The organism is Pseudomonas sp. 2995-1, from assembly GCF_002742505.1.
In the GTDB taxonomy this organism is placed as follows: domain Bacteria; phylum Pseudomonadota; class Gammaproteobacteria; order Pseudomonadales; family Pseudomonadaceae; genus Aquipseudomonas; species Aquipseudomonas sivasensis.
Genome location: NZ_LJSA01000377.1, coordinates 643,535 through 667,166, shown reverse-complemented (window position 1 = coordinate 667,166; position 23,632 = coordinate 643,535). Strand labels below are relative to the sequence as shown.

The window sequence follows — 23,632 nt, the reverse complement described above, 5'->3', positions numbered from 1 at the left end:
GAACTCCTTAATGAGGGTCAGAAGCGGTAGTCGGCTTTCACGTAGTAGAAGGCGCCTTCGGCACCGGCCGGGGAGATGCTCTGGTAGGCCACGCGCCCACCGACAAAGCGGTTGGCCACGTCGATCTTGTCGGGGTAGCTGTCAAAAATATTGTTGCCGCCCAGGGTCAGGGTGAGGGCCTGGCTGATGTCGTAGGACAGGCTGGCATTGCTTACCCACTGCGCGGAAAACGTCTGGTCGCGGGCTTCGCCGAGGTTGGAATCGAGGGTGTAAGTGCCATAGCGGATCGTGTTGAAACTCGCCTGCCACGCGCCTTTACGCCAGTCGGCCCCCAGGATCAGCTTGGTATTGGGCGAGGCACTTTCCACGTAGCTGAGGGCTTCGCGGTTGATCAACGTGATGCCGGTGCCGGCGAGGGGGCCGGGGTTGTCCTTGATATCGGTGACCTGGGTCTTGCTGTAGTTGAACGCGCCGTTGAGGGTCAGTTGGCTGGCGTCGTCCAGGTCCAGACGATAGTGGGCGGCCACATCGACGCCGCTGGTCTTGGTGTCCAGGGCGTTGGTGAAAAAGCTCACGCCGGAGTAGTTGCCATAGCCTTGGCTGGCGAGGATCTGGCTGACCTGGGTGCCACTGAGGGTTTCCGACAGGGCGATACGGTCCTGAATGCGTATGTGATACGCGTCGACGCTGACGCTCGCGCGCTCCAGCGGCTGCCACACCACACCGAGGGACAGGCTGGTGGATTTTTCCGGCTTCAGGTCACTGGCGCCCAACGCCCGGGCTACCGGCGTGTTCACGCTGACGGTGCCGACCTGATAGGCCGTGGGGTCGCCGGCCTTGAATTCGGTCTGGGTCGCCGAGGTGCCGATCTGACCCAACGTCGGCGCGCGGTAACCGCTGCTTACCGTCGAGCGCAGGCCCCACTGCGGGGTGAGGTCGTAGCGTACGGAAAACTTGCCGGTGGTCGTGGTGCCAAAATCATCGTAGTGCTCGCTGCGCCCGGCCAGGCCCAGTTGCAGTTTGTCGGTGACCTGCTGCTCCAGGCCCAGGTAGCCGCCGAACACATGGCGTGCATAGCGGCCTTCGTCACTGTCCTGGGTGCCGGGAAAACCCTGGGCGCCGCCGGCACGGGTGGGCAGGGCCGTGCCATGGGTCCAGGAAGCAAGGTCGCCGGCGATCACTTCATAGGCTTCGTTACGCCACGCCAGGCCACTGGAAAACACCAGCGGGCCCGCGCCCCAGCCCACCTTGAATTCCTTCACATGGTCCAGGCCGACGTTGGTTTGCTCGTTGATCAGCGCGCCGGCGTTGAAGCTGGTGGGGCTGGCAGGTCCGAGGCTGGCGTTAAGCGAATCACTGAGGTGGTAGTCGATGCGATTGCGGCCGTAGTTGGCGCTGAGATCGAAGCTGCCCAGGCTGTCATCGCGCAATTTCACCCCGCCAGTGACCGACGCATCCCGCGAACGTACATCGAGCAGGGGCAGGAATCCGTTGGTGTACACGGCCACCAGGTTGTTGGCGTCGATAGGCCGGCGAAAGGTGGCCTGGGATTCACCGGTGCGGTCCTGGTAAGTGGCGAAACCATAGAGGTCGACCGCATCGTTGAGCGACAGGCCGGTGTTGAGCGCCAGGTTCCAATCCTCAAGCCCCGGAGAACCGTAGCGCCAATGACGGTCGGCATCCGCTTCGCGGGCATCTGCAGTGGGGTAGAACTGCCGGCCATCGGTGCCGCCGGTGGAAGTGCGCTCGCTGCGCAGGCCCTCGCCGCTGAGGGTGAGGAAGCCGTCGCCGGGCAAGGTGAAACCGCTCCAGCCACCGACCGAGCGGCGAAAGCCATCGCCCTTGGTGTATTGGCCAAAGGTGCTTTGCACCGCGCCGCCGTGATCCTGCTCCTTGAGCACGATATTGATCACCCCGGCAATTGCGTCGGAGCCGTATTGGGCCGAGGCGCCATCGCGCAGCACTTCGATATGGTCGACGGCGCTGACCGGAATCGTCGACAAGTCCACCGCCTGGGAACCCCGGCCCAAGGTGGCCTTGGTGTTGACGAATGCCGAGGCGTGTCGACGCTTGCCATTGACCAGCACCAGCACTTGGTCCGACGCCAAGCCGCGCAGCGACACCGGCCGCTGCGACGACACGCCATCGGTGCCGTTGACTTGCGGGTAGTTCACTGACGGCACCAGGGTTTCCAGGGCCTTGGCCAGGTTATCGGTGCCGCTGCGCTCCAGTTGTTCGTTGCTGATCACATCCACCGGTGCCGCACTTTGCAGGGCGGTAACATCGCTACGGCGGGTGCCGATCACTTCAACCGACTTAAGGCGTGGCGCGGCCGGTTCGCTGCTGATCGCGGCTGCGGGTGTGCTGGTGTCCGTCAGGCGATGGATCAACACGGCGCCGCTGGCGGTCTGGCTGAAGCCCAGTTGTGAACCACTCAAGGCGATCCCCAGCGCCTGCTCCTGGCTCAAGCGGCCCTGGATCGAACGACTTGCGCGGCCTTCAACCAGCGGCGGATCAAAAGCGATGGAATGGCCGCTTTGCTGGGAAATGCTCAGCAGCACTTCATCCAGGGGCCCGGCGGGAATATTGAACTCAATGACCTTGTGTACGGCGGCCGCATCGTTTTGCGCCAGCACCAGGCTTGGCAGCGCCAGGCCGCTCAGGGCCAATGCGCACGCCAGGGGCGCCAGGGTGAATCCTGTTTTCAACATGCCAATCTGCTCCGGGTCGTGATGTTCTTTACGACCTTGAGCAACTTCATGGGCTTTTTTTCACTGCTAAGTTAGAACACTTAGTTCGGTCTCTAGATCATTTAGTTGCGCTTATAAGCTTCGATCAAACTGATCTAAGTGTGCAGTGAAAATATAAGGGAGTATCTGCACAAGGGTACTGACAGCCAGATCGGGTTGTCCGCGCAAAGCTCACAAGTCATGGACTTGTACAGCGGTCTGCACGCTTACGGAAAAGCTCATCAGGAGACAGATGCCCATGTCTGAATTGTCCGTTTTAAATCCAGCCAGCCCAGCGCCGGCGATCCATTGCGAAAACACTGTGCCGCGTAGCATGGTGCACCGCGCTGCTGTCAGCGAAGTCTTCCTGACGGGCGCGGAGTTGGTAAAAGAGGGGCACTTCCGCTGCAGCGCCCAACTACCGCGTACCCACAGTTACTTCAGTGAACATACGCATCGCTCGGCACACTACGACATGTTGTTATTGCTGGAAGTGTTCCGCCAGGCGTCGATCTATATCTCTCATGCGTTCTTGGATGTGAGTGCTCAGGACAAGTTTATTTACCTGGACAGTGTCACTCGCGTCACCGAGCGCAGTTTGCTGGTGGTGGGAGATCGCCCGGCGTCGGCACAGATCGATGTGTTTGTGGTGGACGAATACCTGCGCCATGGCGAGCGCAGTGGCGTGACCCTGAACATGTCCCTGAGCATCAATGGCGAAGTCGCCGCACGGCACGAACGCATGAGCATCCGTTGGATGAGCGGCGCCGCGTGGAACAAGATGCGCGCCCGTGGCCTGGCGGCGATTCCCGTCGACGCGGACCCGTTGGCGCAACTGCCGCCACCGTTGAGCCCGTCGGCGGTAGGGCGCCATTGGCTGAACAACGTGGTGCTGGGCAAGGACGTGGAGCAGGGCGCCGACCGCCTGGTGGCGCCGCTGATTGTGGACCTTAACAACCCGGCGATCTTCGACCATCCCCTCGACCATATCCCCGGCATGCTGCTGCTCGAAGGTTTCCGGCAAGCGGCCTTGGTGGTGGCGGATCGGCAATTGCAGGCCGCCCCTGATCAGTGGCTGTTGTCCAGTTGCCATGTGGTGTTCACCCGCTTCGGCGAGTTCGGTTTGCCGACACGGGTGCGTGCCGATCTCACTGCCCTGGCAATCGATGAACACGGGCGCATCACTCTGGCCCTGGACGTGGAGCAGGGCGGCGTGGTGATTGCCACAGCCGAGCTTGAGTTGTTGCCCGTGGCGGCCAGCCAGCCGTTGGCCTTGGTTGCGGGGGGTGTGCGATGAGCGATTTGAAGTTTATCTGGTTCGATTTCGGGGGCGTGCTGTCGCCGCCGATCCCCGCGTTGTTCGAGCAGTATCAGGTCAAGACCGGCTTGGCCCCGCGCGTGCTGCAACAGGCCATGAGTGATGTGGCCGAGGAACTGGGCGTGCCGATGCTGGCGCCGGTGGAGAGCGCTTTGCTCACCGAAAAGGAGTGGGGCCAACGCCTGGAATTGGCATTGCGGCGCCGCGACCCGCAGATTGATTTGTCCCGTGCGCGCCTGCAAACCTTTGGCGAGCATTGGTTCGCCGGAGTGCCGGCCAATGCGCCGTTGGTGGCCGCGGTGCGTGCGCTCAAGCGTGCTGGCTTGCGTGTGGGCATCCTCACCAACAACGTGGTGGAGTGGGAGCAGCACTGGCGGGCGATGGTGGGTTTGGACGAGGTGGTCGACCTGATCGTCGATTCCAGCCGGGAAGGCACCCGCAAGCCGGAAGCGGCGTTCTTCGAGGTCGCCACCGCACGCTCAGGCGTCAGCGCGGCTGACAGTTTGTTGATCGATGACGTGGCCGAAAACATCGACGCCGCCGCCGCGCTGGGCTGGCAAGTGCTGCACTTTATCGACAACCACCAGGCCCTTACCCAGTTGCAGCGCCTGACTGGTGTGAACCTGGTGCAACCTGTCGGGGAGCCTGCCTGATGAATATCGCCGTCGTCACCACCCCGCCAGTCACCGTGGCGCGCATCCCCAACCTGGATGCGCCGCCAGCCTATCAACCCGCCAGCCCCGCCAATGGCTTGCCCAGGATCCTCTTGCCCAGCGGCCACTTGGCGTATCACCTGACCCGCTATGAACACGTGCAGGCGTTGCTGCTGGACAACCGCGCCATTCGCGCTCCGTGCAACGAAGAAGACGGTGCGAGTTTTCTGCCCACCATCACGCCGCCAGAGTTACTGCTTAACAACGACATTCCCGATCACGGCCGCTTGCGTAAAGTGGTCGCGCGGGATTTCAGCCCCAGTGGGGTGGCGTTACTGGCGGAAAAAGTGCAGCAGGCGACCCATGAGCGCCTGGATGTATTACAGCGCCAGGCCCCCGGTGCAGACCTGTTTGCCCAGGTGCTTGATCACATTCCTGCGACGGTGGACTGCCAACTCCTCGGCATTCCCCTGAGTGACCGTGAATACTATCGGCCGCTCAGCCATACGGTGCAGGTCGCGTCGGACGCGGATGTGCCGGAGCTGCTGAACCAATTCTGGGGCGTCTACAACTACCTCACCGACCTGGTGACGGGCGCGCGCCCTACCTATCCCGATGGGCTGATCCAGCGTTTCGTCGCCACCCGCAACGACAGTGAACCGCCACTCAACGACAAGGAGTTGGTGGGCATCCTGCTCGGCGTGCTGATCGGCGGCGACCAGAACATTCTTACCGTGCTCACCAAGGCGGTGTACACCCTGTTGGCCGCGCCCGAGCTGTGGCAGCAGTTGGTGGACGACCCTGCGCTGATCCCGAATGCTGTCGAAGAGCTGCTGCGCGTGATCCCCCTGGGCACCATCTCGACCTTCCCGCGCCTGGCCAGTGTCGACCTTGACGGGCCGTGGGGGTTGATCCCCGAGGGCAGCATCATCTACGCCGATGCATTTGCAGCCAACCGTGACCCAGCGGTGTTTCCTGAACCCTTGGCGATTCGCTTGGACCGTAACGACGCGCGGCATTTGCAGTTCGGCTACGGCATGCACAACTGCATGGGCGCGGCCCTCGCGCGCCTGGAAATCACCACGGTGTTGCAGATTCTGGTGCAGCGCTTTCCCAACTTGCGCCTGGCGGTGCCGGCGGACCAGGTGCCCTGGGTCGACGGCATCATCCTGCGCCGACCGGTGCGTTTGCCGGTGCACGGTTTCACTTCAACCTGACCCTGGAAGGACCCATGAAAAACTCGTTTGCCGACACGGCTCTACTCTCGATCATCCTGCTGGCGATCTTCGTTGTGCCCAGCTCCATCTCCGGCACGGCCCTCGCACTGCCGGCCATCGGCGCCGATATCCAGGCGCCGCTGACCAGCCTGCAATGGGTGGTCAACGCCTTCAACCTGGCGTTTGCCTGCTTCACCCTGGCCTGGGGCGCGCTGGCTGATCGGCTCGGGCGCAAGCGCTGTTTTGTCGCCGGTGCGTCGCTGTATGTGGTGGCCTCGGTGCTGTCTGCGGTGGCCGACAGCGCGTGGTTGCTGGACGCGGCACGGGGGCTGGCGGGGATTGGCGCGGCGGCGATTTTCTCGTGCGGCATTGCCATCCTCTCCACCCACTTCAGTGGGCCGGCACGGTTACGTGCATTTGCCTTGTTCGGCACCGTTGCGGGGCTGGGTGTGAGCCTGGGGCCGACCTTGTCCGGCTTACTGCTGGACAGCGTCGGCTGGCGCGCGATTTTCTGGGCGCACGCAGTCACCTTGGTCATTGTGCTGTTGGGCACCCCGTTGATCACGCGGGACGGCGAATTGGCAGAACGCACTGCACGCTTTGATGTGCCGGGCGCGACGTTATTTGTGTTGGCCTTGTTGGCGCTGATGGTTGCCATTGTGCAGGGCTCGCAGTGGGGCTGGATCAGCCCCGACGTGCTGGGCCTGGTCGCGGTCGCGGCGGTGTTGCTGGCGGTATTTACCTGGCAGGAACGCCGCCATCGCCAGCCGATGCTGGACCTGTCGCTGCTGGCAAGCGGGCCTTTTGTCGGCCTGGCGTTGGTCACCGTGGCGGCATCCTTTGGCTTTGTGACGCTGCTGACGTACTTGCCGAGCTACCTGTTCGGCGTACTGCAATTGAGCGCGACCCACGCAGGACTGGCGATGTTGCTGCTGACGGTGCCAATGCTGTTCTGCCCGATTCTGGCCGGCAAGTGGGCGGCGCGTGGGGTGTCGGCGATCGGCATTCTCAAGGTCAGCCTAATTGCGTTGCTGGTGGGCGTCGTGTCGTTGGCGCTGGTCAGCCAGGTTGGCGTGGCGTTGTGGCAACTGGCAGTGCCGTTGCTGCTGGTGGGCATTGGCATGGGATTGTCGGCCGGGCTGGTGGATGGTCTGGCGCTCAAGACCGTGCCCGAGCAGAAAGCCGGGATGGCTGCCGGTTTGCTTAACACCTTCCGCCTGGGCAGCGAGGCGATTGCTGTGGCGTTGTATGGTTCGTTGCTGGCCACCTTGCTGGACAGCCAATTGCGCACAACCTTGAGCCGCCTGGCGCCCGATCCCTCGACCCTGCAACGCTGGATCGATGATGTGGCCGCCGGCAATCTCACCGGGTCGTTGCAAGCCCTGAGTACGGAACAGGCCGGCACGGTGCACAGCCTGTTTATCGGCGGCTATGACAGTGCGTTCCACGGCGTGCTCTGGGCGTTGGCCGCGATCCTGCTGGTGCTGACCGCAGTGGTCGCCTGGCTGGTGCGCCCGCTGCGTGAACAGGAGCGTACGGAGGCGCAATTAGCCGCTAACTGAGTGACTCACCACACCGCCTGCGGTGCTCGCAGGCGGTGCTTTTGCGTGCCTGCAGGGATGCCAATGGTTATGCAGAAAGTGCAGCTTATTGGATGTTTTTATTCTTTTATCCGGTGATGCCCGCTGGGGCAAACTGGACTCACCTGCCTGGATGCAGGTCTACCTCAAACCGACAGGCCCACCACCACTTGTCCGCTGGCGTGTGCAGTCCATGAAGACTATGGACCTATGGACCCGAATGCCTTGCTCAAGAGCCGCCTCATCGGCCAGATTTTCCAACAGCACTACAGCTGGTTGTGCGCACGCTTGTCGTACCGCACCGGTTGCAGCCACAGCGCCGAGGACATCGCCGCCGAGACCTTTCTCAAGGTGTGGATGCTGCCCGATCCCACGGCCATTCGCGAACCGCGCGCGCTGCTCACCACCATCGCCCAGCGCCTGATGTATGAGGGCTGGCGCCGTCGCGATCTGGAAAAAGCCTACCTGCAAATCCTCGCCGAAGTGCCTGAACACGTGCACCCGTCGCCCCAGGAACAGTTGATCCTGATCGAAAGCCTGCTGGCCATCGACCGGCTGCTGGATGGCCTTTCAGGGCAAGCCAAGGCGGTGTTCGTGCACAGCCAGTTGGACGGCATGACCTACGCGCAGATCAGTGAACGGCTCGGCCTGTCGCTGGGGCGCATCCACCAATTGATGACCCAGGCCCTGCGCGCCTGTTACCTAGGGTTGAACGAGTGAGCAAACGAGCGTTGAACGACCCGGTGGCCGAGGAGGCCATTGGTTGGCTGGTGCAGATCCAGTCCGGAGATTTCAGTGTCGAACAGCAAGCGGCGCTGGAGGTGTGGCGTGGCACTTCGGCCCATCATCGTCAGGTCTACGCGCAACTGATCGCAGGGCTGGATCAACTCAAGGCTTCGCCGTGGCGCGGACGCTCCAGCTCGCAACTGTTGCGCAGCCTGGAACAGCCCAACAGTCGCCGCGCGTTCCTGCGCACCAGCTTGTGTGCGCTGGGGCTGGCGGCGGGTGTGGGTTGGGTCACGCGCTTTGAACCGGGCGGGCAGTCATACGCCACCGGCACGGGCGAGCGACGTACCTGGCAGTTGCCCGACGGCTCGACGCTCAAACTCAATGCCCGCAGCCAGGTGATCGCGACGCTCGCCGACGGGCAGCCCAGCCTGGAGCTGCGTGCAGGCGAAATGTTGGTGAATGCCTCGCGACCGTTGCAGGTCAGTAGCCGTGCGGGACGTATCACTGGCGCCAGCGGTCGCTTGATGCTGAGCGAGCAGGGTGCGGCGTTGCGTCTGGTCACCCTCGACAGCGATGTGGTGTTGCATCTCGAAGGCGGTACGCAGCAGCGCGTGGCGATGCATCAGAGCACGGTGTTTGATCATCAGCGGATTCTCACTCAGGTGCCGATGGCGACCAGTGAGACCGCTTGGTTGGAGGGTTGGTTGGTGGTGCGTAATCAGACATTGGCGAGCGTGGTGGATGCGATTCGGCCCTATCGCAATGGCATCGTACGGCTGGACTCGGCAGTGGCCGGGTTGCGGGTGACAGGGCGGTTTCCGTTGGATGATGCGCAGCAGACGCTGGAGGCGCTGGAACAGAGTTTGCCGATCAGGGTCAGGCAGTGGGGGGGAATGGTTGTGTTGATTGGGGGGAGGGTGTAGGCGGGTTGGGTACATATCCGTTGCTGCGGTAACGGCTGCCTAGGGCTCCGCCCTTACAGTGGGTCAGTCACTGTTGCATTGACTGACCCACTGCTATCACCAGTAAGCGCGTCAGAACTTGCCATCCACGCCGATGCGGAAGGTGTCGTTTCGTTCGTCGCTACCCAGGGCGGTCTTGTAGGAGACGCCCATTTGCCACGATCGGCCCAAGTTGAAGTCCAGCCCGAGGTCCAGATTGGCGAAGTTGCCACGCCAGATTTTCAATAGGCTGCGGTATAAATCGCCAACGCGTCCTCCTCAAGCACGGGCCGTGGATTGTTCACCAGCAGTCGCTGTTGTTGCATCGCACTGCGGGCCAGCTCCGGCAGGCTTTCCAGGGTGACTCCGGCGTCTCTCAAGCGCAAAGGCAGCCCGACCGCTTCGTGAATCCTGCGCAATTCTTCAATCAGTTGTGCGGCGCCATCTCCTGGCAGCAGACGCTCACCCAGCACGCACGACGCCAGTTCGGCATAGAGCGCATGGGCGTGGGACAGATTGAAGGTCAGCACCGGGTTGAGAACCAGTGCGTTGGACAGCCCGTGGGGCAGGTGGAATGTGATGCCCAGCGGGTAAGCCAATGCATGCACCGCCGCGACCGGCGCGTTGGCGAAAGCCTGGCCGGCCAGGCAAGCGCCCAGCAGCATGGCCTGGCGCGCTTCAAGGTCCTGCGGCGCGCGCACGGCTTGCTCAAGGTTGGCGCTGAGCAGGCGCAGGGCTTCGCGGGCCAGCAGGTCCGAGATCGGGTTTTTACGCAATTTGCTGGTGTAGGCCTCGATGGCGTGCACCATCGCGTCGATGCCGGTGGCAGCGGTGACCGGGCCGGGCAGGCCGACGGTCAGTTGTGCGTCAAGGATCGCCAGGTCCGGCAGCAGTTGCTGGGACACCACGCCGGATTTACCAGTGGCGGTAGTGACGATGGAAATCGGCGTGACTTCAGAACCGGTCCCGGCCGTGGTCGGCACCTGGATCAACGGCAGACGCGCGCCGTTGGCCTGATTGACCCCGTAGATGTCGCTCAAGCCCTGGCGTTGCTCGGGGTGTGCCAGGTAGGCGACCAGCTTGGCGGTGTCCATGGAGCTGCCGCCGCCGAAGCCGACGATCAGATCGGCACCGATTGCACGTGCTTGTTCAGTGGCCGCCAGCACCAGCTCTTCGGCCGGGTCGGCGAGGACGTCGCTGTACACCTGCAGGTTGATCCCCGCAGCGGTGAAACCGGGCAAGACTGAATCCAGCAGGTTGTGGCGCAGGATGCCTGCGTCGGTGACCAGTAATACGTTGCGTGCACCACGGGCGGCGCACTGTTCGGCCAATTGGGCGGCGGCGCCGCTGGCGCAGATCAGGTGCGCGGTGGTGCTGAAGTTGAATGCTTGCATGAATAACCTCTGCTTATTCTGATTGAGGGGGCAGGCCGGCATCGATGATCGTCTGGGCCACCGCTTCCATGCTGGTGCGGCTGGCCATGGCATCGCGTTGCAGGCGCCGGTGAGCGTCGTTTTCGCCGATGCGATGGCGGGCCATGAGCAGGGCCTTGGCCATGGAGATCTTCGACACCGCCGGTTGACGGGTCTGTAATTTGCGCAGTTGCGCCAGCATGTCGATGCGAGCACGCCAGGCAGCGCGGGCCATCAGTAACTGGGTCAACAAGCCAAAGGGTCGCAGTGGGCGCTCGATCACGGCAGCCGGCTGGGTTTCCAGCACCAGTTGCAGCATCGACGGGTTTTCATAGCCCACCACGGCAATGATCGGCGGCGCCTGTTCGCTCAAGCCTTCCACCAGCGCCTGGGTATTCAGGCGCTGGCTGAGTTCCACGGCGAGCAGGACCACATCGGTGTGCTCCGGCAAATGCGCAGGCACCGGCCAGCATTGCTCAACGATGCAACCGATGCGCTGCAACTGGTCCAGCACCACGCGGGCCTCGGCATCTACCGGGTGAATCACCAGCACGCGCAGGCCCTTGAGTTCGCGCAACAGCGAAGGTGCCTGGGTCATCTTGCACTCCCACTGTTCATGGCTGCACATCCAGCTGGTAATCGACCATGTAAGGGCTGGGCTTCACCGGCTGCTCGCTCTGCACCACCAGCTCGAAACGGCGTTGGTGGTCGAGACGCGCAATGCGAGGCCACAGCCAAGTGTGCTGGGTGTCCGGGTCGATCTGCACGCGGCCCTGGGGCGCGTCGAACTGCGCACCGGCCAAGGCCTTGCGCAACGCTTCAATGGACGAACCCTCGGCACGCCGCGCTGCCTCGGCGAACAGATGCACCTGGAAATAGGCCGCCTCACCGCCCGCCGTCAGCGGCGCCGTGTCACCGAAGCGCGCTCGGTAACGTGCGACGAACGCCTGGCTGGCAGGCGTCGCCAGGCTGGAGAACCACGGCGCCGCCGACACATGCCCCTCGGCCTCTTCATCGCTCATGTGCAACACGTCGACCTCGTTGGTCGCGAGGCTGACGATGGGCATGCGCGCCGGGTCGAAACCGGCCTGTCGGTACGCGCGGTGCAGGGCCGGAATATCGCTGCCGACGATGGTCGAGTAGATCGCATCCGGTGCCGTGGCACGCGCCCGTTGCATCACCCGTTCGAAGTCCTCGGCGGTGGCGTGGAACGGCAAGTAGATCTCGTCCACCACTTCGCCACCGGCCTGTTCGAACAGTTCGCGCATGATGCGGTTGGACTCGAACGGGTACACGTAGGAGCCACCGACAAACAGCACGCGGTTGCCGAAATGCGCCAGTACGTACTGCGCCAGTTGGACTGAGTTCTGGTTCGGTGCGGAGCCGGTGTAGTAACACCAGGGCGAGTATTCAAACCCTTCGTAGAGGGTCGGGTAGAACAGCAGTCGGCGGCGGCTCTCGACCACCGGCAACACCACTTTGCGGGTGCTCGACATGTGGGTGCCGAACAACACCTGCACCTGGTGTTCGTCACACAGGCGCAGGGCGCTGTCGCGGTAGTCCGACGGTTCCGCGCCGGGATGGCCGTCCACTGGCACCAGTGGCCGTCCGTGGATGCCGCCAGCGTCGTTGACCTCGGCGATCGCCAGGTGGGTGGCATTGGCCTGGGTGGTTTCCGAGGCAGCGGTAAGGCTGCTCTCGGAAAACAGCAGGCCGACTTTGTAGTCAGAGGCGCTCATGAAATCAGGCTTTCCCAGTCGATATGTTGTTCAAAGGCGTGCGCGACTTGGTACAGCGTGGCTTCGTCGTAGTCCCGCGCCACCAGCATCATGCCCACTGGCAGGCCACTGGCAAGCCCACACGGGAGTGACAGGGCAGGGTGGCCGGTGACGTCGAAGGGCGCGGTGTTCGCGTTCATTTCCAGGGCCCGTTGCACCCACTCGCTGGGTGTGGCGTCTGCTGTCGGCAAGGTTGGCGCCTTGAGCGGTACGGTGGGCATCAGCAGCACATCGAAGTCCTGCAATTGCTGGTCGTAGGCCGCACGTAATTGCCGTGCAGCATTCTGAGCCTTGGCGTAGTACTGGCCGCCAAAACGCGTGTACGCGTATTCACCGGCCAGCAGGCAGGTTTTCAGGTCGTGCGGGAATTGCCCAGCCTGGGTCTGCCAGTCTTGCTGTGCGTTCATAAGGCTCTCTACGTACAGGCCTTTCCAATTCGAGCCGTAATTGTAGCCGCGCAGCAATTGGGTGGTGCCTTCCACCGCGATGGGTGTCCAGATGGCGTGGCCCAGGGCGTGCAGCGGTATCGAGATGTCCTCCACCCGTGCCCCGAGGTCTACGAACAACGCAGCGGCACGGCGTACCGCCGCGTCCACATCGGCCTCGGAGTTGGCATGCCCGAAGCCCTCGCGCACCACACCGATCCGCAGACCCTTGCAGCCTTTGCCGAGGGCCTGGGTATAAGCTTCGGTCGGCACGACGCGGTCCTGCCTGGGGTCGAGGCCATCGGCGCCGGCCAGCACTTCCAAGAGCAGCGCGTTGTCGGCGAGGTTGGCACTCATGATGCCGGCGTGGTCTAGGGTCATCTCGATGGGCATGATCCCGGTGTAGGGGATCAACCCATGGGTCGGCTTCATGCCGTAGATACCGGAGTAGGCCGCCGGAATGCGGACCGAACCGCCCTGGTCAGTGCCGATGCCCAGATCCACTTCGCCGGCCGCGATCAGCGCCGCGCAGCCCGACGACGAACCGCCGGTGGAATGCCCCGGATTACGCGGGTTGTGCACTGCGCCGGTGGCGTTGGTATGGCTGCTGCCCGACACACAAAAGAACTCGCAATGGGCCTTGCCCAAAATCTGTCCGGCAGCGTCCAACACACGTGTCGCGACAGTGGCGTCAATGTCCGGCACGTAGCCCTGCAGGGTCGATGCACCGTTCATCATCGGCACGCCGGCCAGGCAGATATTGTCCTTGAGTGCCACGCGCTTGCCGGCCAACTTGCCCGTTGGCGCCCCCTGAATCTCGGTGCGTACGTACCAGGCGTTGTAAGGGTTGTGCTGCGGCACCTGGCCGGGGCCGCGAGGGTAACGGGGGGGCAATGGCGGGTTGGCGATGCCATCCAGGCGGTCGTAGTCCTGCCACACGGCTTCGAGAATGTTCGCGTATTCGTGCAGCAGCGGCTCGGCCATTTGCAGGCCAAGGCTGTGGCCGACTTCGGTGAGGTCGGCCAGGGTAGGGCGTTGAATAGACATGGCAGGTTCCTTATGCATGAAAGCCCATGAAGCGCTCAGCGATGGCTTCGGCGCTGGTGTGAGCCGGGTCGACCTCGTCCACCAGTTGGCCGTTCTCGATGATCAGAATGCGGTCGGACAGGGCACTGAGAAATTCGATGTCCTGTTCCACCAGGATCACCGCCAGGTTCTGTTCCACACGCAGGCGCTGCAGGGTTTCAATGATTTCGTCGCAGATCGATGGCTGGATGCCCTCGGTGGGCTCGTCCAGCAGGATGATTTTCGGGGTGCCGCACAGGCAGCGGGCGAGGGCCAGCAGTTGTTGCTCTCCGCCGGACAGCGCGCCACCGGGCTGGTCGAGCAAGCGGTGCAGGCGCGGGAAGTACGCGAGGATGCGCTCGATGGTGGCGTCAGTTGCGGCGAAGTCCTTCACGCAGCCCATGCGCAGGTTTTCCCGCACGCTCAGGTAAGGGAATATCTGCCGGCCCTGGGGCACATAGCCGATGCCGGCGCGGGCGCGTTGGTGGGCGGCGGCTTTGCTTAAGTCTTCGCCGGCAAAATGCAGGCTGCCGGCCATGGCGGGGATTTCGCCCATTAAGGCGCGCAACAGGGTGGTCTTGCCCATGCCATTGCGACCCAGTACACCGACGCAGGTGTTGGCGGCACAGCTCAAGCGGATGTCACGCAACACGGGAATACGCCCATAACCGGCGGATAGACCGATGACTTCAAGCATGTTTGATCTCCTGCTTGCCCAAGTACGCTTCGCGCACGGCCGGGTCCTGGGTCACTTCGGCAAAGCTGCCTTGGGCGAGGATTGCGCCTTGGTTGAACACAGTGACGGTGCCTGCGATCAGGCGGATGAACTCCATGTCGTGCTCGACCACCACCACGGTGCTGTGGGCGTTGATTTCTTTGATCAGCGCGGCGGTCTTGCGCACTTCCTGGTACGTCATGCCGGCGGCGGGTTCGTCCAGTAATACCAACTCCGGGCGCGAGGCGAGGATCATGCCCAGCTCCACCCATTGGCGTTGGCCGTGGGCCAGGTCGCCCACCAGGCGTGCGCGCAAGTCGACTAGGCCGATGCGTTCCAGGGTCTGCTCGGCAGTGGCGCGGGCTTCGTTTGGCGCTTGTCGGCGACTGGCGGCCAAGCGCAGGTTTTCCAGCACATCCAGGCCGTCGAAGACGCTGGGGGCCTGGGTTTTGATGCCGATGCCGAGCCGGGCGACATGGTGCGGCGCCAGCCCTGAAATGCGCTGGCCCTTGAAGTGGCATACGCCGCGGGTGGGTTTGAGTTGGCCGCTGAGCATCTTGAAGAAGGTGCTTTTGCCGGCGCCATTGGGGCCGATCAGGCAACGCAGTTCGCCGCTGTCGAGGGTGAAATCCACGGCTTTGACCGCGTGAACGCCGCCGAAGCTGACGCCCAGGCCTTGGGTTTGCAACAGGCTCATAGTGCGCGCTCCTGTGCAGGTGTCGGTTGCGGGCGACGTTGGAAAACACGCGCTGCCCAACCGGTCAAGGTCGGCAGCAAGCCACGGGGCAGCAACATGACGAAGACCAGCAGAATCAGGCCGAGCACAAAGCCGCTGTCCACATGCTGCTGTTCACCGAGGCGCGCCATCAGCGCCTGGATGCCGATGCACGCCAGGATCGGCCCGAACAAGGTGCCACGGCCACCGACGATGACCCAGATGATGATCTGCGCCGATTGCGCCAATCCGAACACGCCTGGGCTGACAAACGCGCCCCAGTTGGCGAACAGGCAACCCGCGAGCCCGGCGATGCCGCCACCCAGGCTGAACACGATCAACTTGTGCAGGCGCGTGTCATAGCCCAGCAAACCGGCGCGCTGTTCGTTCTCACGAATGGCCACCACCACTTTGCCGAAGCGGCTGGCGAGCAGGCCGCGCAGCCCCAGGTAACAGAGGATCAGCGCGGCGCCGATTACCTGGAACAGGGTTTCCGGTTCGAGCACACGTTCAGGGTTGAACGGCATGTTGAGGGTGGGAATCGCTGGAATGCCGTTGAAACCGCCGAGCAGTGCGCTGCCGATGTGGTATTCGGAGCCCGAGGTGGAGTTCATCACGTTGAACAGAATCAGCGTGACCGCCAGCGTAATCACCCCCAGGTACACGTCGCTAATGCCGCCGTAGAACATGAAGTAACCCATGGCGGCGGCGACCAGGGCGGGCACTGCGATGGCCAGCAGCACCGGCCAGGTGCTGTCGCCGATGTTCAGCACACCGATGGCATAGGCATAGGCGCCCAGGCCAAAAAACGCCGCCTGGCCAAAGCACAGGATGCCGCCGAAGCCCCAGATAAACGCAAGGCTCAGGGCCAGCAGCGCCATCACCAAGTAGATGGTCAAGGACAGCAGGGTAAACAGATCCAGCCACTGTGGCAGGACCGCCACCAGCAGCGCAGCCACGACGCAGCCGAGCACCGGTAATAGGGTGCGGGTATCAACAGGCATCAGAACGCCCTCCGAAAGAATCGACCGGTAATGCCCTGGGGCAGTACGCGAATCAGCACAATGGCCGCCAGCAGCAACGCCACTTCACCAAACACCGGAGTGCTGAAGAACGTCACCACCTGGCTGATCACGCCGAAGCCACCGGCGGCGGTGAGGGTGCCGGTGATCACTGCGCTGCCGCCGCCGATCACGGTGATGAAGGCCTTGGCGATGTAGCTGGCGCCGAGGGTTGGAATCACCCCGGTAAGCGGCGCCAGCACGGCACCGCCCAAACCCGCGAGCGCCGCGCCCAGGCCAAAGGTCAGGCTGTAGATCCGTCCCGGATTGGCCCCGAGTGCAGCGGCCATCTTGGCGTTTTGCATGGTGGCGCGGGCGCACAGGCCGAAGTGGGTAAACCGCAGCAGCGCCCACATGCCCAGCAGCACGGCGACCGCCACGGCGATCACAAACAGGCCGTAGCCGCTGGTTTGATAAGCGCCCACGGTGATGCCCGGCAAGGGCGAGCTGATGCCCACCGTCGTGTTGCCGAACAGCATGGTGGCGGCGCCGGTCAGTGCCAGGCTCAGGCCCCAAGTGGCGAGCATGGTGTCGATCATGCGGCCATACAGGTGTCGCACCAGCAGGCGTTCCACCAGCATGCCGAACAGGCCCACGCTCAAGGGCGCCAGCACCAGGATCGAAATCCAGATCGGTACGTGCAGGTTGTGGGTGGCGAGCACGGCGACGTAACCGCCGAGCATCATGAATTCACCGTGGGCGAGGTTGATGATTTTCATCATTCCGAACACCACCGCCAGGCCAATGCTCAGCAGCACCAGCGTGGCGATGGCGCCCACGATTTGCAGGGAAAAAATGGCAGCCCAATCCATGTCGGCCTCCTTACAGCGCGATGCTGTATTGTTTGGCGTCGCGCGGGTTCTTCACCAGGTCGCACACGGCGGCGGTGTCGGACGGCGCTTGCTGGGCAAAGCTTTCGACCACCTCCAGGCGGCGGTCGCGGACTTCGGCGATGTGCACGTCGAGCACACAGTGGTGGGTCGCCGGGTCGATGCTGACCTTGCCGCTGGGCAGGTCCAGGCTGATGCCTTTTTCCAGGGCCTGGGTCACGGCCATGCGCTCCACCGTACCTGCCTGGCGCACGCCTTCGGCCCACAGCATCATGCCCTGGTAAGCGCCCATGGCCAGTTCGGTGATGTACGGATAGTCCGCGCCGAAGCGCTTATGGAAGCGCTCGACGAACGCCTGGTTCTGCGACGTGGCCAGTTCCTGCACATAGTTCTGGCAGATCAGGATGCCGTTGCATTCTTCCGGCGACAGCACGATGTGCTCGTTACCGCCGGCGAAGGTGGTGGAGGCAATCGGCAGCTTGCCGGTCATGCCTGCGGCTTTCCACTGGCGATAGAACGACATGTGCGCGCCGCCCACCAGCGCCGACCAGACGAAGTCCGGCTTGGCTTCCTGGATCTTCGAGATCGTCGCGCCGAAGTTGGTCACGTCCAGTGGGAAGAACTCGATGCCGACGCTTTCGCCGCCCGCTTGCTCGACGTACTTCTTGACCCAGGCGGTGACGATCTGCCCGTAGTTGTAGTCCGCCGCGACGATGTAGACCTTCTTGCCCCACTTCTTGGTGACATGGGACACCAGCTTCTCCACGGTCTGGCCGGGTGTGACACCGGTGCCGAAGAAGTTGCGGTCACACACGCCGCCTTCGTATTGGTTGTTGTAGAAATACAAGGTCTTGTAGCGGTCCAGCACCGGACGCACCACTTCCCGCGACGCCGACGTGATACCGGCGTGCACCACCGCCGCGCGATCCTTGAGCGCGGCCTGTTGGGCGTATTGCGCGTAAAGCTGCATGTTCGACTGGGTGTCGTACTTGATCAGGTTGAGCGGGCGGCCGAGCAAGCCGCCGGCGCTGTTGAGTTCTTCGACAGCGAAGGTCAGCGCATCGACGATGGGTTTGCCGTAGATGTCGAGGCCGCCGGAGTTGTCATACAGCGAGGCGATATTGATCGCGTCGTCGGCAGCAAACGCCGAGAAACTCTTGAGGCTCAACGTGGACACTGCAGCCGCGGAAATCGCAGATGCACGCAGGAAAGCACGACGATTCATAGCCATTCGGAAGACTCCTGAAACCCGGACTCCCTATCCACTGCAGCCCGAAGCACGCCAGGAAAAGCGCCGGGCATGACGGTTTGCAATGAAGGAAAGAAGGTCTGGGAAGAAATGCAGGCGGGGAAGGAGGGCCTGATTTCACATACCGACGGCGCTGTCGGCTGGATATGTGATTCGCTTCACTTGGAGACACCAGCCGCATCGTTGAGGCTGGGTCGCCCACCCTGAGAGGATGGGGGAAACGAGTGCCGCATGGCGCGGCGATAGCTTAAAAGCAAGCTTCAGGCCATAAACGCTATGTTTATGATTTTAAAGGAAACCAGGGTGTATGGCGACGCTGGCCACGCTCCGAAAAATGTCACCTGGGTAGAAACGACGCACCGTGTGCGTGCGTTTGGAACAGGTGCGCGGTTGCTTTACGCCGTGTAAACGGCGCCTCAAGAGCCAAGCCCACGCTTGCATGATGCAAATACGGTCAGTGTTCAATCTGTCGTCGCGTGAGCACGGGAGAACGGCGAGGCGATATTCTCAGGCTACGGCTTCAGTTTTAACGGGTGAACGCTTCATGCGTTTTGCATAAAAAACTTTGATCGTTTTTGAAAGGGTTTTTTCAATCAGGAAGTATGAAGCGATGGACAGCGAAATTAAAAAGATGACAAAGACTGAAAAATTAATCGTGCTGGATTCAAAAAGAAACTGAGTCGGCAGCATTTGGAAAGCAAGGTGAGCCGGCGCTTGCAGTATGTAAAGCGAATAGCTGGATTCTCCGAGTATGACAAGCACGGGTATGAAGGGGGCTTTTTTTAGTAAGTTGTTTGCTATGGCGCAAAAGTAAATCGCTGGGGCAAACAGGATGGCTGTGAAACTACTTCCGTACGCTAAGTGCGCGCCGATGGCATCATCTATTCTTGGGCCGTAATCAATTATCTTGCCGATAATGGCGAACAACACGATGCTGAGAACGAGCGCAGTTTTCTCCCCGACGACGTTGTGCAATACGCCTGCTTTGAACATGAGCCCGGCAGTGAACCCAAGGACAAAGCTGCACAGGTGTGAAGGTGGAAAATAATTGATCAGCGAGTGCAGGCGCGGACTGGTATTGCCATAGGGGTCTGTACGGCTGTAGTAGCTGAGCACGACTTGGCTGAAAACCCAAAGGAGTAGCGAGGACGCCAGCCACACCTTGAGGCGTACGTCTTTTTTTGTATTGCTGACAAAAATCAGCAATGGGCAAATCAAATAGAAAAACATCTCAACTGAAACAGACCAGCCAGGGTAATTTAAAGTCGTTGCGTATTTTGGGAGCCACGCTTGAATAAGGGCGGCGGATATAAAAAATTTGCCGTTTAGTGAGCTGCTTGTTATTGCCATGTAAGCCAGTAGCGCTATTAGATAAATGGGCAATATCCTGGCGGCTCTGTTTACATAGAATTGTGAGGTCGGAATGTTCTTTTTTGTATTCGATAGGGCGAGCACAAAGCCTGACAGTACGAAAAAGAAAGTGACCATGATCGGCCCGCAATTCAGTATCGTTGGCAAGCTTGCGTAAATTTGCGTTTCTTTTCCGTAATGGAAAAGAACCACTACGATGGCTGCAACAAAGCGCAGAAATGTTAAAGACTCTAGCCGCTCTACGGGCAATTTTGCATTTCCCAAGGACTCATCAATTGTGTTGCGGGCATTGATTTTTTGTTCGGGCACGATTCCTTTGCCTCTTGAGATGTCGCGTGAATAGTTGGCTTTTGTCTAGCTGGCACGAGAAAACCGGTACCACGCCGACTATTAGCCGGTGATGGCTGCTGGGTTCTCCCTGATAGGTGGGCGCGCAGACGGGTGACCAAAGCCACATTTCGACAATTCGCTTTGTAGGAAGGTTCGTTGCGGGTAGTCAGATTGTTGTGCGCGTACGGCAGTCGCGGTTTGGAGGCCGAGCTTGAGCCCGAAGAGGATCTGGCGCCTTTCTAACGGGCAAAAAAAAGCCCGCTTGTGGGCGGGCCTAAAGGGAATTCTTCAAAGGAGTAGGGTGATTTAGCACCCTGTCCTGTAAATGCCAGGTGAAAAGGATGTCGCAAAAGCAGAAAGCCACGCACGTAGCGAGCTCTATGTAATACCTGGGGAAGTTGTAATCGTCAGGATTCCCGACTCAATAGATGGCGCTCCGAAGGGCAGATACAAGGAGCTCAGCGCGAAGATCGCCCATCAAACGCCAACGATCAGTGCGAACGGACCCACTACTTTCCCGTGACTGAGCCAAAACCTCGCGATTAATGGCTTATGGCCGCCATTGGTCGGCAATAACGAGATCACGCCGAACGCGCCCGGCAACCTAATACATACTGACTCATCTCACCATTAGGGGCCCTCGATGAGAGAGGCACAGCGAAGACTAGCCATGACAGCCTGGCGCGACCTGTTTACACAGGCCGTAAGTCAAACGGACGCAGAGGTTAAGTATTTTGGATTGCTGCGGCGGGCTGACGCCATGGAGCTTGCCGAACTCATCACCAGCGATGAGTGGAGAAAGCTGGTGCAGCAGGCGGGAGCAATGCTTTCCAGCACCGCAGAGTGTATGGGCGGACCTGGCTAGGGTAGAGACTTGGTTGCTTCGGTTTCTTCGTCTATCGCCATGCTGGTGGTGGCTGGATCCCCTCGCAGGTACGGAGTCGCCACAGAAGCTTTAAGGGTTAAGTAGCACGGCACATATTTTTTACTGAGTTTCCCTATCTGAGCCCAGCGCGATTGCTGGGCTTTTTTGCTATGCAGTCATGAGAACAGCGAAGTAGTCGGTGAAGTATGCCGATTTGATTTGCGTCGGCGGAACGCCAGGGAAGGGAGTTGCGAAGCAGTGTCAAAAATTGCTTAGCGCAAAAGATAAGGGCCTGCATGACGTTAATCATGCAAGCCCTTGATATCTATGGTGCCCGAACCCGGAATCGAACCGGGACGCCCTTACGAGCGGGGGATTTTAAGTCCCATGCGTCTACCAGTTTCGCCATTCGGGCGGTAGCGCGGTGTAGCAGGGTTGGGAATATATAGATCAAGGCGCGTATGCGCAAGGCCGTAACGCACCTTTGTTGGGCATCGAGCAAGATGAAAAAGCTCGAAAGATCAGTGGGCTACAGGGGTTTTAAAAGAGAGTCCAGTAGGTTTCTGCTGCCCGAACACAAGAATCACAGATGGGCGTCATGAATCTTCAGCAGAAAGGCAGAGCGATCGCAAACAAGCCCCGGTTTAGCCGGGGCTTGCGTGTGCAGGCCTATACGAAAGGCTGGCCGCTGAACCCTCTGGGCAAACGCTGCAACCCTGGCAGGTCGGTGAGACGTTGGGTCCAGGCGCTGCGCCAGTCAGTGGCGGTGGGGGGCTTGGCTTTGCGCGAAGCACGCCGAGCGGCATTGCGTTGGGTGCGGCGGGCTTCCTTGTAGGCCTCAGTGTTGCGGCAGGTACGGCACTTGACCCGGTTCAGCTCAGCGCTGGAGGGGAGGTTGGTACCGTGGTGGCCGCAAGCCAGATGCCCGGCGACCTTGAAGTGAATGACCATGTAAGCGTCTCCTTCTTATGGGGTGCACCCATCGGTAAACCCACGACGGGTGCGAAGAGGGCGGGCGCAGAAAGATCCCGGCACCTGTCATTACGACCTCACAGTTGCCTAGGCGTTCGTTTATGGCTCTAGCCTGCTCAGCAGCGCGCTGCCGTCAGTCGATCAGTGCCAGCAGGTCCGTGTCGCCGACATCCACTCCGGCCTGGGTCAGCAAGGTGGTCGCCTGACCCCGGTGGTGGGTCTGATGATTGAAAAAGTGCAATAGCAGGCTGGAAAAGGGCTTGTCGGCGGCGGCGCCACGCATGTTGTGGTAATGCAAGCGCAGGTCGAGATCAGGCTCGCGCAGGGTCTTGGTCCAATCGATGATCAGTTGGTCCAGCCAGGTACGACGGGCAGCCAGCGCGCTAAGGTCGGCAAAGGCCAGATGCTTGAGGTCGACGGGCATGGCAATGGCTTCCAGTGGGGCTAGCGCTGTAAAGCCTGCCGGGTGCTGGGCGAAGCGTTTGAGCCAGACCGTGTCTCCCTGCGCCAGGTGGTTGAGTGTGCCGAGGATAGAGCCGAAAAAAGCCTGACGGTCCGTGCGTAATTGCGCATCCGAAAGCCTGGCGGCGGCGTCATAGACTTTGCGATTCATCCACTGGTTGTAGGTCGCCATCAGCGCAATCTGCTCGATTCGGTTCACGGGTTTCCCTGCTTGAATACGCGCCCGCTCGGCGGTCATGGAGTTTCGGCAGCGGCGGACTATGGTTGTTGAACGCCAATTCTACGCGCGCAAGGGTGACACCATGAACACAAGCGACCTACTCGAACAACTGCTGCGCGCCGGGCAGTCCGGCGGTGGCGCTGCGGGCGGCGGCCTGGGCGGGCTGCTCGGCGGTTTGCTCAAGGGCACCAGCACCGGCAATGCTTCGGCCGGTGGCGGTCTGGGTGGATTGTTAGGCGGCCTCGGCGGCATGCTCGGTGGCGGGGCGGCGACACGTTCTGCACAGGGGCGCTCCGGCGGGATGAATTACGCGGCGTTGGCGTCGTTGGGGATGATGGCGTTCAAGGCGTATCAGGCATGGCAGAGTCAGCAGGCCTCCAAACCGCAGTCGTCCTTTCAGACAGTCGACCAGCTGGGTGGCCCTGAAGCCGAGGCCCACAGCCATGCGGTGTTGCGTGCCTTGATTGCCGCGGCGAAGGCCGACGGTCGGATCGATGACGCAGAGCAGCAAATGATCTCCACTGAACTGGGCAAGCACACCGACGACCCGCAACTGCAGCAGTGGCTCGACGCCGAAGTCGCCAAGCCCTTGGATGCTGCGGATTTTGCCGAATTCGCACATGACCCGGCGATAGCGGCCGAGGTGTACCTGGCCAGTGTGATGCTGGTGGATGATCAGCAGGACGCAGAGCGCAATTATCTGGATGAGCTGGCGGCTACGCTGAGCATTGATCCTCAAATGCAGCTGCAACTTGAGCAGCAGCTTAAAACCCCAGCGTAGGCAGCGCCTGCCGCATTCGCCTTCGACACGACGGCGATAAGCAAAACAACGCTCAGGGCCAGGCCGATAAAGATCAGATTGCGCCGCAGCGCACGGCGTTTGGCCGGCGGCAACAGCAGCAGGCTGTGGCGCACATCGCGGCGGTGACGCGCGCGGTATTTGGCAAACCCGTCAGGGCGCTTTGGGGTGTGTAGGTTGTGCATGATGCACCTCG

General features: G+C 61.5%; 21 protein-coding genes, 1 tRNA gene and 1 pseudogene. 7 read left to right on the top strand and 16 right to left on the bottom strand.

Annotation, left to right across the window (positions count from 1 at the left end; genetic code table 11):
* Window positions 1-17: 17 nt before the first annotated feature.
* Window positions 18-2,711: a TonB-dependent receptor gene (locus tag AOA61_RS20295; RefSeq protein ID WP_099602541.1), complete on the bottom strand. Its 2,694-nt coding sequence runs from the start codon at window positions 2,709-2,711 to the stop codon at window positions 18-20.
* Between the two features lie 277 nt (window positions 2,712-2,988).
* Between AOA61_RS20295 and AOA61_RS20290 the strand changes: the two genes are divergently transcribed.
* The 6 genes from AOA61_RS20290 to AOA61_RS20265 all read left to right on the top strand — a co-directional run bounded on the left by AOA61_RS20290 (window position 2,989) and on the right by AOA61_RS20265 (window position 9,149).
* A complete protein-coding gene (locus tag AOA61_RS20290; RefSeq protein ID WP_158234812.1) occupies window positions 2,989-4,026 on the top strand; it encodes a ScbA/BarX family gamma-butyrolactone biosynthesis protein in 1,038 nt (345 codons plus the stop codon).
* Window positions 4,023-4,700, top strand: a complete 678-nt coding sequence (locus AOA61_RS20285) for an HAD family phosphatase (RefSeq protein ID WP_032885206.1) — start codon at window positions 4,023-4,025, stop codon at window positions 4,698-4,700. Before AOA61_RS20290 ends, AOA61_RS20285 begins: the two co-directional genes overlap by 4 nt.
* Window positions 4,700-5,917, top strand: coding sequence for a cytochrome P450 (locus AOA61_RS20280; RefSeq protein WP_095184694.1), 1,218 nt, complete (start codon window positions 4,700-4,702; stop codon window positions 5,915-5,917). Before AOA61_RS20285 ends, AOA61_RS20280 begins: the two co-directional genes overlap by 1 nt.
* Before the next feature lie 14 nt (window positions 5,918-5,931).
* Window positions 5,932-7,479 (top strand): MFS transporter, encoded by a 1,548-nt coding sequence (locus tag AOA61_RS20275; RefSeq protein WP_099602539.1) that lies wholly within the window; start codon window positions 5,932-5,934, stop codon window positions 7,477-7,479.
* Window positions 7,480-7,707: 228 nt separating this feature from the next.
* Complete coding sequence (locus AOA61_RS20270) at window positions 7,708-8,217, top strand: sigma-70 family RNA polymerase sigma factor (RefSeq protein WP_032885202.1); 510 nt, start codon at window positions 7,708-7,710, stop codon at window positions 8,215-8,217.
* Entirely contained in the window at window positions 8,214-9,149 is a 936-nt protein-coding gene (locus AOA61_RS20265) for a FecR domain-containing protein (protein WP_099602538.1), read from the top strand. The genes AOA61_RS20270 and AOA61_RS20265 overlap by 4 nt, the downstream gene beginning before the upstream one ends.
* A gap of 111 nt (window positions 9,150-9,260) precedes the next feature.
* Here the strand turns inward: AOA61_RS20265 and AOA61_RS31235 are convergent, their stop codons facing one another.
* The 14 genes from AOA61_RS31235 to AOA61_RS20190 all read right to left on the bottom strand — a co-directional run bounded on the left by AOA61_RS31235 (window position 9,261) and on the right by AOA61_RS20190 (window position 22,616).
* Entirely contained in the window at window positions 9,261-9,413 is a 153-nt protein-coding gene (locus AOA61_RS31235) for a hypothetical protein (RefSeq protein WP_155989950.1), read from the bottom strand.
* Entirely contained in the window at window positions 9,410-10,561 is a 1,152-nt protein-coding gene (locus tag AOA61_RS20260; protein ID WP_099602537.1) for an iron-containing alcohol dehydrogenase, read from the bottom strand. Before AOA61_RS20260 ends, AOA61_RS31235 begins: the two co-directional genes overlap by 4 nt.
* Window positions 10,562-10,574: 13 nt before the next feature.
* Complete coding sequence (locus AOA61_RS20255) at window positions 10,575-11,177, bottom strand: ANTAR domain-containing response regulator (RefSeq protein WP_095184698.1); 603 nt, start codon at window positions 11,175-11,177, stop codon at window positions 10,575-10,577.
* 16 nt (window positions 11,178-11,193) lie between these two features.
* Window positions 11,194-12,318, bottom strand: a complete 1,125-nt coding sequence (locus AOA61_RS20250) for a transporter substrate-binding domain-containing protein (protein ID WP_099602536.1) — start codon at window positions 12,316-12,318, stop codon at window positions 11,194-11,196.
* On the bottom strand, window positions 12,315-13,829 hold the full coding sequence (locus tag AOA61_RS20245) for an amidase (protein ID WP_099602535.1): 1,515 nt from the start codon (window positions 13,827-13,829) through the stop codon (window positions 12,315-12,317). The genes AOA61_RS20250 and AOA61_RS20245 overlap by 4 nt, the downstream gene beginning before the upstream one ends.
* A gap of 10 nt (window positions 13,830-13,839) precedes the next feature.
* On the bottom strand, window positions 13,840-14,544 hold the full coding sequence (locus AOA61_RS20240) for an ABC transporter ATP-binding protein (RefSeq protein WP_099602534.1): 705 nt from the start codon (window positions 14,542-14,544) through the stop codon (window positions 13,840-13,842).
* A complete protein-coding gene (locus AOA61_RS20235; protein ID WP_099602533.1) occupies window positions 14,537-15,259 on the bottom strand; it encodes an ATP-binding cassette domain-containing protein in 723 nt (240 codons plus the stop codon). The genes AOA61_RS20240 and AOA61_RS20235 overlap by 8 nt, the downstream gene beginning before the upstream one ends.
* Window positions 15,256-16,281, bottom strand: a complete 1,026-nt coding sequence (locus AOA61_RS20230) for a branched-chain amino acid ABC transporter permease (protein ID WP_095184703.1) — start codon at window positions 16,279-16,281, stop codon at window positions 15,256-15,258. The genes AOA61_RS20235 and AOA61_RS20230 overlap by 4 nt, the downstream gene beginning before the upstream one ends.
* A complete protein-coding gene (locus AOA61_RS20225; protein WP_032885732.1) occupies window positions 16,281-17,150 on the bottom strand; it encodes a branched-chain amino acid ABC transporter permease in 870 nt (289 codons plus the stop codon). Before AOA61_RS20225 ends, AOA61_RS20230 begins: the two co-directional genes overlap by 1 nt.
* A gap of 10 nt (window positions 17,151-17,160) precedes the next feature.
* Entirely contained in the window at window positions 17,161-18,399 is a 1,239-nt protein-coding gene (locus AOA61_RS20220) for an ABC transporter substrate-binding protein (protein ID WP_099602532.1), read from the bottom strand.
* A 525-nt stretch (window positions 18,400-18,924) separates the two neighbouring features.
* The gene (locus AOA61_RS20215) at window positions 18,925-20,097 is read right to left on the bottom strand and encodes an acyltransferase (protein WP_158234811.1); all 1,173 of its coding nucleotides are present in this window, start codon (window positions 20,095-20,097) and stop codon (window positions 18,925-18,927) included.
* Between the two features lie 1,214 nt (window positions 20,098-21,311).
* Window positions 21,312-21,398 (bottom strand) — tRNA-Leu (locus AOA61_RS20200).
* A 254-nt stretch (window positions 21,399-21,652) separates the two neighbouring features.
* Window positions 21,653-21,934, bottom strand: coding sequence for a hypothetical protein (locus AOA61_RS20195; protein WP_099602529.1), 282 nt, complete (start codon window positions 21,932-21,934; stop codon window positions 21,653-21,655).
* Window positions 21,935-22,088: 154 nt separating this feature from the next.
* A complete protein-coding gene (locus AOA61_RS20190) occupies window positions 22,089-22,616 on the bottom strand; it encodes a DinB family protein (protein ID WP_099602528.1) in 528 nt (175 codons plus the stop codon).
* A 103-nt stretch (window positions 22,617-22,719) separates the two neighbouring features.
* Between AOA61_RS20190 and AOA61_RS20185 the strand changes: the two genes are divergently transcribed.
* Complete coding sequence (locus AOA61_RS20185) at window positions 22,720-23,418, top strand: tellurite resistance TerB family protein (RefSeq protein WP_099602634.1); 699 nt, start codon at window positions 22,720-22,722, stop codon at window positions 23,416-23,418.
* On the opposite strand, the pseudogene AOA61_RS20180 reads toward AOA61_RS20185, so the two are convergent.
* Window positions 23,415-23,621 (bottom strand): annotated as a pseudogene (locus tag AOA61_RS20180) (hypothetical protein); the annotation flags it as partial. The gene AOA61_RS20185 and the pseudogene AOA61_RS20180 overlap by 4 nt on opposite strands.
* Window positions 23,622-23,632 lie beyond the last annotated feature (11 nt).